The 19973-nt window shown below is 39.8% G+C and carries 13 protein-coding genes; 3 read left to right on the top strand and 10 right to left on the bottom strand.

The features are described 5' to 3' along the window. The first annotated feature begins 206 nt into the window (after positions 1 to 206). Positions 207 to 773 carry an alkyl hydroperoxide reductase subunit C gene (ahpC, locus tag I2I04_RS19520; protein WP_143259273.1) on the top strand — a complete coding sequence of 189 codons (567 nt, stop codon included), beginning with the start codon at positions 207 to 209 and terminating at the stop codon, positions 771 to 773. 85 nt (positions 774 to 858) lie between these two features. Continuing rightward, positions 859 to 2409 carry an alkyl hydroperoxide reductase subunit F gene (gene ahpF / locus I2I04_RS19525; RefSeq protein WP_195655729.1) on the top strand — a complete coding sequence of 517 codons (1551 nt, stop codon included), beginning with the start codon at positions 859 to 861 and terminating at the stop codon, positions 2407 to 2409. A 198-nt stretch (positions 2410 to 2607) separates the two neighbouring features. On the opposite strand, the gene I2I04_RS19530 is transcribed toward ahpF, so the two are convergent. The 10 genes from I2I04_RS19530 to rbsK are packed head-to-tail and all read right to left on the bottom strand — an operon-like array spanning position 2608 to position 18339. Next, complete coding sequence (locus I2I04_RS19530; RefSeq protein ID WP_195655730.1) at positions 2608 to 3585, bottom strand: fibronectin type III domain-containing protein; 978 nt, start codon at positions 3583 to 3585, stop codon at positions 2608 to 2610. Positions 3586 to 3608: 23 nt separating this feature from the next. Beyond that, positions 3609 to 4616: a GRP family sugar transporter gene (locus I2I04_RS19535; protein WP_008642584.1), complete on the bottom strand. Its 1008-nt coding sequence runs from the start codon at positions 4614 to 4616 to the stop codon at positions 3609 to 3611. A gap of 18 nt (positions 4617 to 4634) precedes the next feature. Next, entirely contained in the window at positions 4635 to 6155 is a 1521-nt protein-coding gene (locus I2I04_RS19540; protein WP_195655731.1) for an alpha/beta hydrolase-fold protein, read from the bottom strand. Between the two features lies 1 nt (position 6156). Then, positions 6157 to 7755, bottom strand: coding sequence for an alpha/beta hydrolase (locus tag I2I04_RS19545; protein ID WP_195470723.1), 1599 nt, complete (start codon positions 7753 to 7755; stop codon positions 6157 to 6159). A 12-nt stretch (positions 7756 to 7767) separates the two neighbouring features. Next, a complete protein-coding gene (locus I2I04_RS19550; protein ID WP_195470722.1) occupies positions 7768 to 9315 on the bottom strand; it encodes an ADP-ribosylglycohydrolase family protein in 1548 nt (515 codons plus the stop codon). Positions 9316 to 9321: 6 nt separating this feature from the next. Then, entirely contained in the window at positions 9322 to 10929 is a 1608-nt protein-coding gene (locus tag I2I04_RS19555) for an ADP-ribosylglycohydrolase family protein (RefSeq protein WP_195470721.1), read from the bottom strand. Positions 10930 to 10941: 12 nt separating this feature from the next. Next, positions 10942 to 12906, bottom strand: coding sequence for an ADP-ribosylglycohydrolase family protein (locus I2I04_RS19560; protein ID WP_195655732.1), 1965 nt, complete (start codon positions 12904 to 12906; stop codon positions 10942 to 10944). A 19-nt stretch (positions 12907 to 12925) separates the two neighbouring features. Continuing rightward, positions 12926 to 14455: a RagB/SusD family nutrient uptake outer membrane protein gene (locus tag I2I04_RS19565; protein WP_195655733.1), complete on the bottom strand. Its 1530-nt coding sequence runs from the start codon at positions 14453 to 14455 to the stop codon at positions 12926 to 12928. Positions 14456 to 14470: 15 nt separating this feature from the next. Then, the gene (locus I2I04_RS19570) at positions 14471 to 17404 is read right to left on the bottom strand and encodes a SusC/RagA family TonB-linked outer membrane protein (protein WP_195655734.1); all 2934 of its coding nucleotides are present in this window, start codon (positions 17402 to 17404) and stop codon (positions 14471 to 14473) included. Between the two features lie 20 nt (positions 17405 to 17424). Then, positions 17425 to 18339 (bottom strand): ribokinase, encoded by a 915-nt coding sequence (rbsK, locus tag I2I04_RS19575; protein WP_195655735.1) that lies wholly within the window; start codon positions 18337 to 18339, stop codon positions 17425 to 17427. A 143-nt stretch (positions 18340 to 18482) separates the two neighbouring features. Here rbsK and I2I04_RS19580 point away from each other — a divergent pair, with 143 nt between their 5' ends. After that, the gene (locus I2I04_RS19580; RefSeq protein WP_195655736.1) at positions 18483 to 19499 is read left to right on the top strand and encodes a LacI family DNA-binding transcriptional regulator; all 1017 of its coding nucleotides are present in this window, start codon (positions 18483 to 18485) and stop codon (positions 19497 to 19499) included. Positions 19500 to 19973 lie beyond the last annotated feature (474 nt).

The following is a 19973-nucleotide window of genomic DNA, read 5'->3' on the forward strand; positions in this document are numbered from 1 at the left end:
ATATACTTCCAGTTTTTTTGTTTATGCATGCAAAGTTATAAAATGCTTTTATTAATTTCATCTATCATAGCATAGAAATATTCGATTGGACTTTTTTTGCAAAGGCGGGGGAGCTGCCTTTATCTTTGCACCAGAAACAAAAAACAAAACGTTGTTTCTGATGTTATAAGTCAAATCAATTAATAACAATAAAAGCAATAAAGATTATGGAACCAATTTTAAATTCTCAACTTCCTGAATTCAGCGTTCAGGCTTTTCACAACGGAGCTTTCAAGACTGTAACCAACAATGACCTGAAAGGTAAATGGGCGATTCTTTTCTTCTATCCTGCCGACTTTACTTTCGTATGTCCTACTGAATTGGTGGATATGGCTGAAAAGTACGACCAATTCAAAGCGATGGGTGTAGAAATCTATTCGGTAAGTACTGACTCTCATTTCGTGCACAAAGCTTGGCATGATGCTTCTGAAAGTATTCGCAAGATTCAATATCCGATGTTGGCAGACCCGACTGGCGCTTTGAGCCGTGCACTGGGTGTATATATCGAAGAAGAGGGTATGGCTTATCGTGGTACATTCGTTGTCAATCCGGAAGGAAAGATTAAAGTGGTAGAACTGAATGATAACAATATTGGCCGTGATGCAAGTGAATTGCTTCGTAAGGTGGAAGCTGCACAGTTTGTAGCCAGCCACGTCGGAGAAGTTTGCCCGGCTAAATGGAAGAAGGGTGAGTCTACCCTGAAACCAAGCATTGACCTGGTAGGTAAGATTTGATAGATCTTGATAATGGTGATTATGGGAGGCCGGTAACGGGAGACGCTGCCGGCCTTTCTTTTAAAAAAATGAAAGGAAAAAAGGTATGTTAGAATCTGCATTAAAAGAACAACTAAAGGGTATTTTTGCTGGGCTGGAGGCAAACTTTACTTTTGATATATCCGTATCATCCAGCCACGAAAACAAAACAGAATTATTGGAGCTGCTGGGAGATGTAGTGGATTGTTCCGATCATATCACTTGCTCGGTGAATGAGGGAGAAGCATTGAAGTTTACTTTATTAAAGAATGGTGATCGTACCGGAATCACATTCCGGGGTATTCCTAACGGACATGAGTTCACGTCATTGCTTTTGGCTATCCTGAATCTGGACGGCAAAGGAAAGAACTTTCCCGATGAGGCCGTTTGCAACCGTGTGAAAGCACTGAAAGGCCCGATACATCTGACTACTTATGTTTCGTTGACTTGTACGAACTGTCCTGACGTGGTGCAGGCTCTGAATGCAATGACCACTTTGAATCCGGCTATTACGCATGAAATGGTAGACGGTGCGCTTTATCAGGATGAAGTAGATGCATTGAAGATACAGGGAGTACCTTCTGTATTTGCCGATGGAAAGCTGCTTCATGTAGGCCGTGGTGAATTTGGCGAATTGCTTGCCAAGTTGGAAGAACAATATGGTATTGACGAAACCAAAGCGAATGCAGAGGTGAAAGAATATGATGTGATTGTAGCCGGTGGAGGACCTGCAGGAGTATCGGCAGCTATTTATTCTGCCCGTAAAGGACTTCGTGTAGCTATCGTGGCCGAGCGTATTGGCGGACAGGTAAAAGAAACGGTGGGTATTGAAAATCTAATTTCTGTTCCGGAAACGACAGGAAATGAACTTGCCGATAATCTGAAAACTCACTTGTTGCGTTATCCGGTGGATTTGCTGGAGCATCGTAAAGTGGAAAAAGTAGAAGTGGTTGGAAAACAAAAGCAGATCACTACCTCTGTTGGTGAGAAATTTCTAGCTCCAGCACTGATTATTGCAACCGGTGCAAGCTGGCGTAAACTGAATGTTCCGGGAGAAGCGGAGTATATCGGCCGTGGTGTTGCCTTTTGTCCTCATTGTGATGGCCCATTCTATAAAGGAAAGCATGTAGCAGTAGTAGGTGGAGGAAATTCCGGCGTTGAGGCAGCCATTGACTTGGCTGGTATCTGCTCCAAAGTGACTGTTTTTGAATTTATGGATGAACTGAAAGCGGACAGTGTACTTCAAGATCGACTTAAATCATTGCCGAATGTGGAAGTGTTTGTAAGTTCACAGACTACGGAAGTGATAGGAAATGGTGATAAGTTGACTGCCTTACGCATTAAAGACCGCAAAACGGAAGAAGAACGTTTGGTTGAGTTGGATGGCGTATTTGTACAGATCGGGCTTTCTGCGAATAGCAGTGTATTCCGCGACATAGTGGAAACCAACCGTCCGGGCGAAATCATGATTGATGCACATTGCCGTACGAATGTGACGGGTATCTATGCAGCCGGAGATGTTTCTACGGTTCCTTATAAGCAAATTATTATCTCTATGGGCGAAGGAGCGAAAGCTGCGCTTTCTGCATTTGACGATAGAGTGAGAGGGATTATCTGATTGATATATTCAGATATAAAAAGCACATAGACAAAACATTGGTGAGGCCGCGAAGGTATGAATCCATATCTTTGTGGCTTTTTATTTTTTACTTTTAAGGTATTTAGCATTATCTCTTCCAAAAAACATAAAAAATGATGGAGGCGCGCCAGACTTTTAGACACACCTCCATAAATTAGTTATTTCTAAAAGATGGTGCTACTCGGAGAAATATGTATAATAGAAATTCTCTATATATCCGTCATAGTTTTTGCTTTCCTCTTTGATACAACTGTTCTCGTCATATTCGAATGTGTAAGTAGCTGTACTAGATAAATGTTGCCAACCACTGCTCGTATGGCAGTTAGCCGAAGCTTTTCCAAAGAGACCTGTTTCAACCAGCCAACGACTGGCTCCACTACTTTCCGCATAGATACAATGTGCTCCGCCTACATTAGGTACGGCAGAATAGGTCTGAACTTTGAATTGCTCTACTCCATCTGAAAATCTGGTCCATTGCGTAATATTTCCATTTTCTATGGTGATGTTAGATGCAATATTGCCATTCTTTTCAACTTTAGTCATGTAGCCGTTTTTATCATACGTATATTCGTAAGTGTCTGAACCACTTATAAAAGTAACAACATAACCTTGGTTATTTAATGTCATACTATATGAGTCTCTTCCTGTCACTGTGACATTATTTCCGTCGTAAGCAAAGAGCCATTCTCTATCCAACTCTTCTCCATTTAGCCTGTAGACACGTTTTACAGTACCATTTTCATTATATTCGTAATACCATTTATCCCAGTCGTCCGCAAAAGTGGCTATTCGATAAACTGTTACTTCAGAGGTCGTTGTAAAAGTGATTTCTGCATAATCTGAATCTTCAAAATAGATAGATCCGGTTTTTTGAGCTTTTACTTTGAATGTGTAACTTTTTTCCGGCTCTAAACCTGTCAGTTGAATCGTATTTTGGTCAGTACTTTGTTCACTACCGTTATTCAAACTATAAATATAAGCTGTTGCGTTTCCTATGGCTTTCCATGTAATAACAGCAGAACTCTCTTTTACATCAGGAACAGTAACTTCCGGTTTATCCAAAACGTTTGTACTGGGATGATTGTCGTCATCACTGCAAGCAGTCGTACCTAGTACTACTGCCAGCATAGCTAATAAGTAAAAATACTTTTTCATGTTGTTCTATTTAAGGTTAATAATTAGTTTCCGGCAACTACTATCATTCCCAAACCAACTAGGAAGAAGATAAACATCAAGGCCAGTAGTTGATTAACAGATTTCGTTGAACCTTTAAATTCTTTCCAGATAAATACTCCCCAAATAGCGGCAATAAGTGGTGCGCCTTGTCCTAGTGCATAAGATACCGCCGGACCAGCTTCGCCTGATGCGATATAGCTGAACGCAGAACCAAGTCCCCATATCGCTCCACCAAGCATTCCGCATATGTGAGTTTTTGTGTTTCCTTTAAAGTATTCGGAGTAGCTGACTTTTTCTCCAACAAAAGGATATTTCATTACTAATGTGTTGAAAACAAAATTGCTTAGTAATACGCCTATTGAAAAAACAAAGATTGCAGAGTAAGGAGTCATCATTCCTATAGCGGGTGAATTGAAGTTTTCTACGTCCATACCTTTCACTACGAACCTGTAGAATAAGGACATTAGTACACCGGCGATTAATGCAATGATAATTCCCTTTTTGTTGTTTTTCCTGCTTTCTTCTCCCTTTTGCATTTTTCCGGAGGCCACTCCATTACAAATGATAGCAATAACAATGAGAGCTACACCGCCAAATAAAAGCAAAGGATTACCGGTTGGAATTCCCAGATAATTGACAATGACCCCTAATACCAATGCAATGCCAACCCCTAAAGGAAAAGCTACAGACATACCAGCCAGGGAAATAGATGCTGAAAGAAGAATGTTTGAAGCATTAAATATTACGCCACCCAAGATAACCCAGCCAATGCTGTCTCCTGATGCTTGTCCCAGATCTTCCAGAAATGAACGTCCGGTATCTCCATGACTACCCATTGTGAAGCCTAGTAAGATGGTGAACAAAACCATTCCAATCACATAATCCCAATAAAAAAGTTCATAACGCCAATTTTTGGAAACTAGTTTTTGGGTATTACCCCAGGAACCCCAACAAATCATGGTTACGATGCAGAATATAACTGCCAATAAATAACTGTTTACTGTGAACATACTATTAGTATTTAATTGTTAAACATGAATTCTGTTATTTAAATATATAATCCAATCTTCCCAATAAGTGAAAACATTGGCTTCTTTACATTTTCTTGACCGGAACTCATGTTCCAGGTCCGATTCCTTCAAAAGGATGTGAATGCTACTGTTAAAGTTATATCCTTTTGATTCCGGCAATACTTCTATCCAACATCTGGGATATCTTTTATGAGAGTTGATTGCTTCTTTGAAATTTTGAGCATCATTTTCATTAGCGATGGCATTTACGCAGACTATACCGGTGAATAAATTCTCTCTCTGAATGGCTTCTATGCTTTTTTTGATGTTATCTCCTAAAGTGATTAAAGCCCGCATACGTTGGGAACCCCTGATTCCGGAGCGTTGCTTCTCTATATCAGCAATTGTTTCTGACAGGTCTGTGTTGGTTTTAACGAAACAAAGAACAGCCGGCCATGTTTTATTGTCATCTACCATTTGATGAAACTGATCGACGAGAGTCTTTTGTTGTTGCTCGTTGATTTCTCCCTGTACATAGATAATAGGATATTTTCTTGTGCTTCCTTGAGCTTGTTCCGGATAATAAACCGTTGCGTTAGCCATTTTGATAAGCGGTGTCTCATTCAGAAGACTTCTCTCATTATTTCCCGGCTGGTTCCCATTGAAATATTTGTTTATGAATCTGAATGCTTTCGGCAGTGCTGCATTCCAACAGGTAAAATCATGTCCTCCTGAGCGTACTTCCCATTCATGAGGTATTTGTCTTTCCAGTAATAATCGGTGCAGTTCTTCGTTACTTTCGCATAAAGTACCTTCTTTATCTCCAATATCCAACATGATGCCAAATTCTTTTAGATCGGAATTGCGGAGGGTAGAAAGAAGGTGATACGGTGAATGTTGCTTATAGTAACTGGTTAGGCGCTGGCTGCCATTCTTTCCTACTCCTCCGAAAATCCGTCCCCATTGATTGTCCCATCCTGTTTGTGGTTCTTCTATTAGATATTGTTTTTCTGTACGGATAGATGGCGATAACGCAACGACAGAACCGAATAAGTCACGGTTGCGCAGGCTAACGGACAATGCTCCGAATCCTCCCATCGAGAAACCAATGATTGAACGTGCACTAACATTCTTGCGGGTGCGATAGTTGTTGTCAATATATGGAACCAGTTCTTTAATAAAGAAAGTCTCATAAAGGAAACTGCCATCATAGGTGTCACTGTAATAAGACAAGTAGCCGTCAGGAATAACCATAATGAAAGGTTTAATCTCTCCTTTTTTTATCATTTTGTCCATTACACGGGCAACATTGCCATATTCGAGCCAACTGGTGTAATCACCCCCTATTCCATGAAACATGTACAAGACAGGATATTCTGTATCTGAATGTTCATAACCTTCTGGTAGGATGATAGAATAGGAGACTTCTTGTTTTAAAGAGGGACTATAAATACTCATCCTTTCTTTTTCTATGGGAAGTGCCCAAGCTCCATCTATACCTGACAGAAATAGGATAATATATAACAGTATCTTCCTCATATCATTTCTTTATTAACTGTTCACCAATATAATAACTCATTGAATAAATACCTGTTTGGGCAGACTGTTCACTATCCAGTCCGTTTCTTACACGATATTGCACCGGAGCTTCGGCATCCCGCAATCTATTGAACAGAGTAAACATACTATTATAATTACTCCCCTCGTCTGTTATATCCAAATAGTATATTTTAGCCCTGTTCTCGTCAGAAAGGTTGACAATATCCGCATCTTCTGCAAAGAAATAGTGGATGGCAGGGGCATTGCCTGTTGATTCATTGTATAAGTAATCTGCTTCTGAGCCGTATGCTAATCCTAATCTGAAATCTGCATTGCTTTCAGTATGAATCGTTTTCTCCACTGCATTGGTAATAGTTGAAAAATTTATTTCATTTTGGATTACCTCCTTTACATCAAAGCCGGCGATTATCATACGTTTGATTTGCAACAGAGAATCTAATGCGACTGTTACCTTCTCTGTTGTAAGATTAACATTGCCTTCTCCTTTACTGTAATAAAGCACTTTGTAGGTTAGGTCGGAATTATAGTCATCCGGTAACCATAGTTCGATATTGGAATTACCTACTTTTATATTTTTATTTGTAGCATGTAATTCCTCTGTGAATTTTTTCAGAGTTTCCTGCGGATAGCTCTCTCCTTTGAAAGAACGTTCGATAAAGGGCAGTGCTTCTTTCATAGATTCACGCCAATAACTGTCAGTGTGGGCGCCATTCCGTACACGATATTCGTGCTTGATATTCTTGTCTCGTAATAGAGAATGTAATTCACCATTCCCCGCATATAGTCTTTCTTCATCATCACCGCAGTCTATGTAGTAACGTATTGTTTGAAATGTGGAGTTTGGTTTATCTTTGAAAAAGTGTAGCGGACATTGGCTTTTATAATAACTTGTCAGCCTGCTTGTTCCTGTCTGCCCGCTTCCTCCGAAGTTGTTTCCCCATTGAAGATTCCAACCGTCTTGTGACAAAGAAATGTATTGTTCATCTGTATTTAGAGAGGGACTTAATCCTATTGATACCGAGAAAATCTCAGGATGTTGAGATGCTATACTCAATGCTCCGAAACCTCCCATGGAGAATCCGGCAACGGCTCTTTCCGTTTTACTGGCTGTCGTTCGGAATCGCTTATCAATCAGGGGTACGAGTTCATTAATGAACATATCCATATAGTTGAACTTTCCGTCATAGCGGTTACAAAAATAAGAGTTGAAACCTTCCGGCATGATGTAAATCAATGGACGAATGCTGCCATTACTAGCTTGTGCATCTGCTATGGTTTGAATATTCAGACCTGAAGGTCCCCATGAATTTTGATTCCCACCCCAGCCATGTAAAAGGAAAACTACTCCATATTTACCCGTATTTTCCGATAGATATTCTTGAGGCAATAATACGGAATATTTGATTTCTTGTCCTAATAGTTTGCTGTAAAAACTTTGATCGGGATTATAGCGTTTGGTAAACAGTTCCGGGGTCTCGGTCTGTCCATCTTCGGACGGACTGTTATCATCAGACGAACATGATGACAATCCGTAGAAAATTAATAATAAGGCAAATAGTAGGAGTAGTTTTCTATTCATGGCTTTTCTCTTTTATTTATAAGGATTGATTGGTTCTGCCGGTATGGATGAATAAACCACCATGTCTTTACATTGAACGGCATATTTTTCATTTGGATTAATCCATTTAATAACCAGTTTGTGAGGTCCTTCCTCTAAACCATAATTATAGAAAATGTCATACTTTCTTTTTATATAGTCATAAGGCATTTCTATGGTTTCTACTTTCTTGCCGTCAATGTAGGCTTCCAGGATGGCGATGTAATTGTCATTACTATCTTTAACATCTTGTCTGATCAGCCCCATTAAAACAACTCCCTTGCCATTGAACTCAAATGTTTTTTCTGTACCGAGATCATATTTGATAACTCTTCTTTCAGAAGGATATAAGCCTTCAAAAGAAACTTCCCATGCTACGGTTTTTGGCTTCTGAATCGTGGTATAGTATTTATCTCCTTTTATTTTTCCTCCGTTTGCTTTTAATACGTCACTCAATAGTTTGAGATTAATGTCGTATACAGAACTTAAGGAGATGTCTGTGTAGGGGAACTTAATATTTTCACATCTTTCGAGTGCCGGTTTCCAATATTCGGGGATAGCCTTGTATCCTTGTATCACTCCAAGAATTCCTGCGGCAGTTGCCGGGTTACAGTCGGAATCTTGTCCGCAGCGAGTGGCTATATCCATTGTTTTGAAAAAGTCGCCGTTGCCATACAAAAGTCCCATAACACAGTAAGCCGCATTGATAGTGGCGTCAATGTTAAATGCATTGAATACCCCTTCCGGGCAGCCAATCTCAAAAGCATGACGGTTTTCTATTTCCAGCCAGCATTTACGCCAGTCATCGGGATATTGTTTCCAATATTTAATCACGTCTGTGATGCAACGGTGAAATTTACTTTGTTCGGGTATTGTTTTAAGAGCTTCCGTGACAATTGTATAAATGTCGTTATTTACATAAGCCAATGCATACATTGCTCCCATGTATACACCTCCATACCATCCGTCGCCGTAGTTCATGATATGTCCTATCTTGTCGGAAAAATCGGATGCGGTATTTACCATCCCCGGACATATCATTCCAATGAAGTCTGCTTCAATCTGGAAATCAATATCGTCAGCGTGCGGATTATTTTTCCAATGTCCGGATGCCGGCGGCATAATACCGTGTAATATGTTATATCTGGCTGCTTGATTGGCATGCCATAATTTGTAATCTGCGTTTGCAAAGGCTTTGGCAAATGATTCGGCAGGAGCATTTATTCCTTCTTTTTGCATTACTTCCAGAAAGGTAAGATCCATATATACATCATCATACAATCCCGGATCTTCTGCAAAGATGTCTTTGCAATAGTCGTCATACCAGATTATTGGAGTTTTCTCATGAATGATTGCTCCTCTGTATTTAAATTCTGTAGGACCGCCATAGGTGCATCCTATGGTTTGTCCGGCCCAACCTCCTTTAATTTTGTCGAGCAGTACCTCTTTACTTATTTCAACTGTTTTTCCATATTCTATTTGTGCCGTTCCCGATATGGAAAAGGTAAATAGTAGAATGATGTTAATCAGGACCTTTTTCATCTTAACTTATTTATTAAAGTAAAATCTATCATGTTCTTTTTTCTCAGAATAATACATTATGTCGTTGATGCGAATAATGTAATCTTTTTTGCGGTTCAGCCACTTCATTTTAACGTGGTGTCTTCCTTCCTTCATGAGGTATTTCCAGGCTGGTTCTACTTTGCGGTCTGTATTTCTCATGGGTAAAACTGCTACATGGTCCAGCTCTCCGTCAATCCATATTTCCACTTTAGCAACGTAAGGGTCATTGGGTTCTGCCAATCCGAAGACTTCGGAACCGATGTGGCGTGTAGATACACGATTGATATAATCGGGAGTAATACTTCTTGTGCAGCAAATGTTACCCCAGATAACAAATCCGTTACCATTGAAATCAAATTCGAACGTATCTGTCAGGAAGCAGTCTTTGCGTTCTCTATAAAGTGGATAGGTATTTTCGAAATTTTGTTCTAAAGGAAGTACGTCCGCCTTTTTGATCGGAATTTCTATTTCCTCGCCGGATACTTTCCCACCAGTTTTGACTATGAGCTGTTTGGCTTGATCGAAACTCATTTGGTAGGCTTTTGTCAGTGACATATCTGTTCCTTCAAATGTAAAGTCTTCTACTTCTTTCAAAGGGTTTAGCCAGAATGAAGGGATTTTATCATATCCGTACATAACTCCAAGTACACCGCCGACTGTAGATGGATTACAGTCAGAGTCTTGTCCGCAGCGTGCTGCAATATCGACAGAGTTGGTGAAGTCTCCTTTACCGTAGAGCATGGCCAATGCCACGAAAGCGGAATTGAGTTTGGCATCAATGTTAAAGTTTAGAAATACACCTTTCGGACATCCTACGTCACAGTTCCATTTTTCTTGCAGGAAGTACCAGCAATCTTTCCAGTTGTCCGGGTGCAAAGAGTGGAAGTTGATTACATCCTGAATACATTGATGGAATGTGCTTTCTTCAGGTATAATGGAGATTGCGGTTTTTAGAATCGCTTCAGGACTCTTTTCATAGAAAGCGGAGCTATAAAGAGCAGCTACGAAAGCGCCACCATAAAAACCGTCACCGCTGTTCATAATATGACCTACTCTTGAGGCGATATCCAATGCCTCCGGCAGCATTGCCGGAGCCATCAGGCCTATGAAGTCTGCCTCGATTTGGAAATCCAGATCGTCTGCATGTGGGTTATTCAACCAATGGCCGGAAGCCGGTGGCATGATGCCTTGGCGGATATTATATCTACCTGCTTGGTTAGCATGAGCCAAATGATAATCAGCGAATGCAAATCTTTTGGCAAGTTCTTCCTGTGAACAATCCAGCCCAAGTTCGTTAAATGCCTCAACAAACGTGCAATCGTTATAAATATCATCGAACAATCCGGGTTTCTTTTCCCACCAATATTTTACGTAACCTTCCGCCCAGGGGATCGGCTGGTAATCTTGAATATAAGTTCCTGTGAACTTAAATTCTGTAGGTGCTCCGAAAACGACACCAATGGTTTGTCCAGCCCATCCTCCTTTAATCTTATCTAAAAGTTCTTTATCAGATAACTTTAGGGTTGTTACAGGCTGGGCTTGTATGTTGAGAGCAAAAAGCCCTATGATACATATCGTAATTATTTTCCTCATTTTTCTTCTCCTTTATTTCTCGTAAACTCCCAACTCGGTGATAGAGATGAATGATGATACATTCTTTGTGTATTTATGCCAGTGTTCCTGTACTTTTGCATCCATTAGTATGCGTATTCCCTTGGTTTTTACTGCTGGAAATTCCAAAACATATTGTGCAAAAGGAGGTTGGAAAAATACAATATCGGTTTCGGGAAGTGCCGGAGTTGATTTGAATTTGCCTACATCATACCAATGTCCGTCATTTCCAAGATACTGAATGTTTAGAGAGGTAAACCATCCTCCGAATTCCTCCAGGCAGCCCATATCTAAAACAAGCATATTGATGTTATGCTCTTCTTTCCAACCGTATCCGAAATAGTCTATTTTAGGTAGATTACTTTTGGCCGCTAATGAATAAAACACAGATCCCACGCCATCTTTGATTCCGTCATTAATCACTTCTACATTTGTTGCGTACATCGGTTTTCCAAAGGTAATCCAGCAAGAATCGAGTACTTCTTCGTTCAGTTTGCGGATATTGGCGTAAATGGTGTCAGCTTGGGAGGCTATATTTTTGGTTTTAACCAATAACTCAAAGTTTTTAGTAATTGAGTTCCTGTTATTTGCGCTTAATTGTAGGGTAATCGGATATTTTCCGGCTTCTGTAGGAGTTCCTGCCAGTTTACCGTTTTGGAATGTAACTCCTGCCGGAAGTTTACCTTTTACCAATTCCCATTTGAAATCTGCATTTGTTCTGCAGGCAAATGAGTAATCGGTCGGCTGTCCGATTTCCAAGTCCGGATTCGGGCCGATACAGAATTCCATAGGGGGAATGAATTGTGCTTTGGGGTTGACATATACCATATCACCTTTCACTTTTCCTCCTTTGGCACAAACCAGTTCGATTGCTTTGTTGTAAGTACGTTCAATCATATCTTCAATGGAAGCATCGGGCATATCAAACCTGGTGATATTGATATATCGGTCGTTGAAGGGTTTTTCCCAGCCTTCGATAGGTTTGGTCAAACTTTCGGGGAGTGACTTTGCGCCATACATTACTCCTAGAAGTCCGGAGATGGTGGCTGCCTGATTATCGCAGTCAAATCCCATTGCACAACTTAAATCCAGTGTCCGTTGAAAATCTCCTTCACCGTACAGCATGGCCAAAATTCCGCATAGTCCGTTCAGATTAGCATTCCAGATTGTTTTTGTCATGGCCGGTTCATCTATGTAATATTTTTTAGCCATGATTTGACGTGCTTTTACCCAATCTTTGGGATATTTGTCATATAAAGCAATCATCTCTTTTACAGCTATTGCATATCTGTCATCAGCTGGCAGCTCTTTTAAAGCGCGTGTAATGAGCTTGCGGATATCCTTGCAGAAAAAAGCGTCAGCGTACATTGCACCATATAGGACAGTGGGAGATACCGCCCACGAATCACTTGTGATACGGGCCGCCCAGTCACTTTTTCCTGCAGCGTATGAAATCATTCCCGGTGCTGTATACGCCCATATCTCATTGATTAATTGAGGGTCGATTTGATACCAGTGGGGATTCAGATTTTCGTCACCGGTGAACGGAGGGGTGAATCCAAGATGCATTAATCCGAGTGCAGCCCTATTGGCCAACCATACACGGTCACGGATATGATACATCCATCCCTCGCGCATATTGGCATAAGTAGGCTCTACACCATATTTCTCCATTAATAGTAAATAAATATACTCAACATCAGTATCGTCATCAGAGAATGCACCGTTATACTTTTGCAATTTATCTATGTTCTTAGTGTAACCGAATGGAAATCTGGATTCCGGGGCAGGTTCATCTACAAACTTGTTCTCAAAAGGAAGTCCATATATGTTTCCTACCATTTGCCCGATCCAAGCTCCGGCTATTTTGTCTTTTAGCTCTGTCTTTGAAATTTTTTGTGCAGAGATAAATAAGATGTTGGTAATTAAAACAAGTAAAAAGATGATTGGTTTTTTCATATTTATCAGGGTGTTGTGGTTAATAATCTTTGTTTTGAGATAATTTTGGATTTGCATTTAAAATATCCGTAGGAATTGGAAATACATTTCTAAAAGTTTCTGAACTTTGGTCAGGGTGTGCCCAATATTTTTTCAGATATTTTCCGAAACGTATCATATCTTCATGGCGCCATCCTTCCCATGCCAGTTCCCTGCCTCGTTCTGCATAAAGTTCATCAATCGTTAGCTCGCTTGTAGTATATGCGTTAAGACCAGCTCTTGTACGAATCTTCTTGAAGTCTGCCAGTTGGACAGCTTCACTTGTTCTGTTTTGTCGTACCAAAGCCTCTACGTACATTAATACAACATCGGCATAGCGGAAGATGGCAAAGTCGTTGTCCATACTGACTGTATATTCTTTTAAAGAGCCATCAGTCTGATAATGCCATTTCCAGCAGCGTGCACCGTCGTATGTACTACGTCCACCGTTGCTATTGTAATATTTTTCTTCGGGGAAGATTGGGGTATATTCAAAACCAAGATCTTTTCCGCTTAAGTCTACTTGAGGGCCGTATAACCAACTTTGGCTTCTGCGAATATCTTGTTCATCGTATGTTTGGAAAAAGTCCGGTTGGCAGAGAAAACCTGACCATGGGGCTGCCGGAATATTAAATGTGGCTTGTGATGCAGCTTCCAGTGTCAGCGTATGTAAATAGAATGAGTTACTGTCACCGCTAGTATATACTCTGTCATAAAGGATCACAAAGATATTTTCTTTGGAGTCTTCATTCTTAATGTCAAAGTTAGTAGAATAGGAATCTTCAATGCTGTAAGCGTTTATATCCATAATGTCTTTACAGGCTTTCTCTGCTTTGTCATACATTGGAGTACCAAACCATGCTTCTGCATTCAGATACATTTTCGCAAGAATGCAATAAGCGGCAGCTTGTGTGGCTCGTCCATAATTAGTATCTGAAGGCTCCCTGTCCAGGAACTCGATATTGTCATTAATTTCTTTTTCCAGATAGTTGAAAATATATTCACGACTTTTTTGTTCCGGGTATCCAGTTTCCGTGTAGTCAGTTGTGAAAGGTACGTTTCCCCAACAAGAAATGGCTTGATAATAGTAGAAAGCACGTAATATTTTCATTTCAGCTATAATCTTCTCTTTTCCTTCAAACTGGATAGGTGATAGTTCCGTTTCGTAAATAATTTCATTACATGCAGCAATACCATTAAATATCCAGTTCCAGCCCTTTGTCAATAATTTATTTGCAGGTGGAATTTTATTCGTTTGGATTTCTTCATAACGTCCATTGCTGTACCAGGAACCACCACTAGCAGGAACGGCACATTCATCAGAAGCTTGTAAAAGCAGTGTCCATAAACTTTGTTCAGAATTGTATCCTTGTAATTTCGTATATGCCCTACCTGCATTGGCTACCAGTTCCTTCTCATTTTTAAAGAAGTCATTCATCGCTACTCCTGTGTAAACAGTTTCGCTAAGATCGGTACATCCGTATGATAATATACAGATAACGAAACTTAATATTATATTTGTCTTTTTCATGGTAATCTTATTTTTTTAGAATACTATATTAACTCCAAAAGTAAACTCTGTTGTACGCGGATAATAGCTCAAACTTTCCATACCGGGTTCCAGTCCGGAAAGGGCAACTTCTGGGTCGACACCAGAATAACCAGTGATGCAGAATACATTCTGTGCAGTAAGAGATAATCTTAGTCTTTTTATCATTTTAGATGTGAAATCCCAAGTATATCCAAAGGTAACATTATCTAGTTTTAAATAAGAAGCGTCCTCTATATATTTGGAAGAATATTTATAGGTCGTACTTGTGAAATTCGTTTGAGATAACCAGTTTGATGAGATATTTCTAAGTCCGATGCTGCTTAAATTTTCATATTCCATCGCGTAGTTGTTCAGAATTTCTCCACCGATAGATGCACGCAGTGAGAAACTCAAGTCGAATTTCTTATATCTGAAGGTATTACTCCAGCTAAGAGTGGCATCCGGATAAGCACAGCCAATCTTTTCCCATTGTTCTTCCGGTACGGAACCTTCCGCATTCTGTCCTAGCAGTACATCTTTTCCATCTGTATCAGTCCCTAACCATATAGGACCATAGAAAGTACCCAATGACTGTCCTTCTATCAGACGTTGAGTGTAGCAGGCTGCACTTGTAGACCATCCCACTTTGTATGTTCCGTTAGTGAATTCATCGTTGGTGAATTTTACCAATTTGTTTTTATTGTGCGAAACGGTAAGTGAGGTATTCCATGTAAAGTCCCTAGTGTTAAAAGGGGTGCCGGATATTGTTAATTCAACTCCTTCATTAGTAACTTTCCCAACATTCGTAAACAAAGTATTATATACATAAGGAGGCGTCGGCACGATGTAGTCATACAACAAGTTTGATGTAGTCCGTTTGTAATAATCGAAAGTGAATGAGAGGCGGTTGTTAAACATTGTCATATCAACACCAACATTGAATTCTGCTTTTTTCTCCCATTTTAAATCCGGATTTGCATTACTTGCAGGTTGATAAGTATTGATCCATTGACCATTGTAATAGAATTTGCCGGCTGTAGTCATCATCATCAAAGATTTGTAGTTTGAGAAATCCTGGTTACCGGTAACTCCGTATCCGGCTCTCAATTTTAAATCATCGATCCATTTGACATCCGAGAGAAATTTTTCTTTATTTATACGCCAACCTACACTGACAGCCGGGAACCATCCCCACTTATTATTGTCACCGAAACGGCTGGAACCATCACGGCGTAGAGAAGCAGACAGAAGATACTTATCATCGTAGTTGTACATGAAACGTCCGAAGAATCCGATATATGTATTATCTTCTTTGTTGGACGACATGCTGGCTTTGCCTTCAGTTAGATTCGTTCCTGTTCCGATGTTATGAGTCTGGTTGTCATCGAAGTCGAAACCGGAATTAGTCATGGATGCAGATGTGCTATAAGTATATTGGTATGTATATCCGAGTAATGCCTGAATAGAATGTTTTCCGAAAATATTTGAGTAATTTAAAGTAGACTCATACTGTGTATCATTTTCCTGATAGTTTTCAATATAGGCTTGCCCATTTGTTCCTATTAAGCTTGGATAATAATGTGTGTAGTATTCACGTGTCTCGTATTGTTCCTTGTCGTATGAAACGAAGTTTTCCCATTTTAACCCTTTTATAGGCAATATGTTTAGAGTAGCGCGGATATTTGCACCATAATTATCATTCTTACTCTCCATGTTCCTTTCGTTAATGATCGCTACCGGATTGTAATATTCCATTGCTTTGATACGACTATATCCTCCGGCGTCCGGATCGCTGTCGTCATAAACAGGCTCTGTTGGATTATGGGTAAATGCTTGCATAAAAGCACTTGTAGAGGAGGGGCTGTATTTGCGATGAATGATATTCAGGTTATAATCCAAATCGACCCATTTGTCTAATAATGACTGGCGAATATTGGTACGTGCCATTAGCTTTTCGGAGCTATTATGCTTTTGCAAGCCATCGCTCTTTTCATAATTGAAAGATGTGTGATGTGAGAACTTCTCGGAACCTCCGGATATAGACAAGTTGTGCTTATGACTAAACGGAGTTTGTGTAATTTCTTTAAACCAATCGGTATCACTGTCAAAAATATAACTTTCCAATTCTGGGCGATACTCCTTGATAACAGATTTGTATTCACTTGCCGATAAAGGTTTTGCTCTGCGTGAAACGACTCCCACGGTGAGTTGTCCATCATAAGAAACTTCCGTTTTGCCACTTCTTGCACGTTTAGTTGTGACGATGATTACTCCATTCGTACCTCTTGTTCCATAAATAGCAGCTGCCGAACCATCTTTTAATACGTCAATTGATTCCACTTCCTGAAAATTGATATTTCTGATATCTGCGCCTGCCACTCCATCAATAATAATTAATGGACCCTGACCTGCGGAAAGCGTGTTTGTTCCGCGAAGTAATACTTCGTATTTGGCTGTCGGATCAGCACCGTTCGGATTGATAATTTGTAATCCTGCCACTTTTCCTTGCAGCATTCCCATGGCATTGGTGAATGTTCCGGGATTGAGATCATCTTTCTTCATGCTGGTAACCGATCCTGTAAGCTCTTTCTTAGTGGTAGAGCCGTAGCCGATTACTACAACGTCATTAAGCACTTTCGAGTCTTCGCGGAGGTGTATTACAAGCTGTGTCTGATTTCCTACTTGCTGTTCAACAGTTGCATAACCTACATAAGATATAACCAGTACATCAGAAGGATTAGCTTTTACATTGAAGGTTCCGTCAACTCCTGTAATAGAACCATTTGTTGTGCCTTTAACAAGGACACTGGCGCCGATAATGGGGTCATTTGCTTCATCGAGGACTGTACCTCTTATTGCCTTCTGGGCAATAGCATCATTGCTCATCAAAGAAAATACTATTAACAACATACTTGTCAATAGACCGTGGATTGAACATTGTTTTATCATAATAACAGAATTAAGGATGATTATTGTATTTCTTTTCTCAAAGGTATAGATACTTGTGCTCCCATTCTGGTGACAGAAATAGAAGAGGCTTTACTTGCAAATATAATTGCATCTTTTAGATTCTTGCCTTCAGACAGAGCTACGCACAGTCCGCCACAGAATGTATCTCCGGCAGCAGTTGTGTCTATTGCTTTTACTTTGAAGGCTGGGATGTGAATAAACTCATCATTTTCATAAGCGAGAGCTCCTTTGGCCCCCATCGTAATAATGACAGTTTTTATGCCTTTCGAACTAATATAACGAATCGCTTCTTTTGCCGATTCATCATCTGTAATGTGCATTCCCGAGATGATTTCAGCCTCTGTGACATTCGGAATAAGAATGTCGACATTGGCTAATAAATCGTCAGGCAGTTGTTGGGTAGGGGCAGGTGCAGGGTTTAATATAACGGTAATTCCATCTTTTTTCGCCATTTTGGCTGCGTAAGTGACGCTCTCGATTGGAGTCTCAAGCTGCATGATGACGATGGATGCCTGTTTAATGGCGGGTTCTGCATTTTGTATGTCATCAATAGATAAAGTCCCGTTGGCTCCGGAAGCAACAACAATACAGTTCTCCCCTTTTTTGTCGACATTGATAAGAGCTATTCCTGACGGTTCCTGCGAGGTAATTCCTACATAAGTAGTGTCGATTTTTTCTTTGTGAAACATTTCCAAGGTTTCATCTCCGAAAATGTCATTCCCTATTTTGCATATGAAAGTGACATCTCCTCCTAGTCTTGCAGCAGCTACGGCTTGGTTAGCTCCTTTGCCGCCATGATTCATTAAGAAGTTTCCTCCCAGAATTGTTTCTCCGGGTTTGGGTAGACGGTCTGATTTAATAACCATGTCCGTATTACTACTACCTATCACTACGATTTTCTTCTTTGTGTCCATATAATGAGTATTAAGTATTAAGGCGAATTGAATCATAAACGATGCGCAATCGTTTGCGCAAATATAGAAATTTTTTTCAAAACAAAATATTTTTCTTGCTTTTTTCTCAAATAAAATGTTATTTTTGCAAAAAACAACCAGTAATGAAAAAAACTCTGATTGATGTATCAAAGAAAACGGGGTACTCTATCTCTACGATTTCCAGGGTGTTAAATGGAAAATCGGAGAAGTATAGAATAAGCCAGTCGGCTAAGGAGGTTATTTTGCAGTCCGTTAAAGAACTGGACTATCAGCCTGATATAGTTGCGCAAAGTTTGCGCAACAACACGACATATACTATAGGCCTTCTTGTACCGCACATAGATAATCCCTTTTTTGCCAATATAGCAAGTGTTGTCATCCGTGAAGCACAACGTTATAATTATACTGTTATGCTTATCGATACCCTGGAAGATCCTGTTCAGGAAAATAAAGCTATCGATTCACTTCTGTCACGTAAGATAGACGGAATTATTTTGGTTCCAACCGGTGAGAATCCTTCTAAACTGGAGGAAATTAGTACTAAAACTCCGATTGTGCTGATTGACCGCTATTTTGAGAAGCATAATTTGCCATACGTAGCTACTGATAATTATATAGGAGCTTATCAGGCAACGAAATTATTATTAGAATCGGGGCATAGTAAGATTCTCTGTATTCAGGGACCGGATATTTCTATAACAACTAAGGAACGTGTGCGCGGGTATCTTGATGCGCTTCGCGAAGCTGGTTATCAGGATAATGCAATGATAAGAGGAAATGAGTTCTCGATTCAGAATGGTTATATTGAGACTAAGTTGGCTCTGAACTCTACCACAAAGCCTACTGCTATATTTGCGTTGAGTAGTACGATTCTTTTGGGGGCAGTCAAGGCATTGAATGAGCATAAAGTAAGAATTCCTCAAGATATGTCTATCATTTCGTTTGATGATAACTTATATTTGGACTATTTGAACCCTCCTATAACTCGTATTGCACAATCACTGGAGAATATTGGCATTATTGCTGTAAAAATGTTGATGCAGAAGATTTTGGAAGAAACTGAACTACATTCGGAGATTCTTTTGAAACCTAATATTATAAAACGGGATTCGATAAAGGTGTTAACTGATCGAAAGTAGTATTTTAGATAATAGAAAAAATCGGGCTTGAACAATGTCAAGCCCGATTTTTTACATATTAATACCGTTTCTTATGCTGCCGGATCCGGTGCTTCACCACCGCCTTCATTTCCACCTTCTCCGTTGCCTTCATTTCCATTGTCAGGCGTACTTGACACCATTGCCTTTTGACACCAACTATATGAATTTATAAGTATCAAGAGTTCTGGGCTCAGTTGTAATTCTTGGGGATTGGGGGGATTTGATTCAGGGCAATCACATCCCTAAAAATTGATTCATTCCCGCACAGTTTTGAATAAAATAATGGAGTATTCTGAAAACGTTGTGGTAAATTTGAAAAAGACGATTGAGTTTTTAAGATTCCCCGTTATCTTTTTATTATAAGATATGGGTCAAGGGTGAGGGGTGGTGAGGGTAGATTTATAACCTTTTATTTTATTATTTTCTATACTATCTCCTTTTTTATCTATAAAA

Source organism: Bacteroides sp. 1001136B_160425_E2, from assembly GCF_015559655.1.
GTDB lineage: Bacteria > Bacteroidota > Bacteroidia > Bacteroidales > Bacteroidaceae > Bacteroides > Bacteroides luhongzhouii.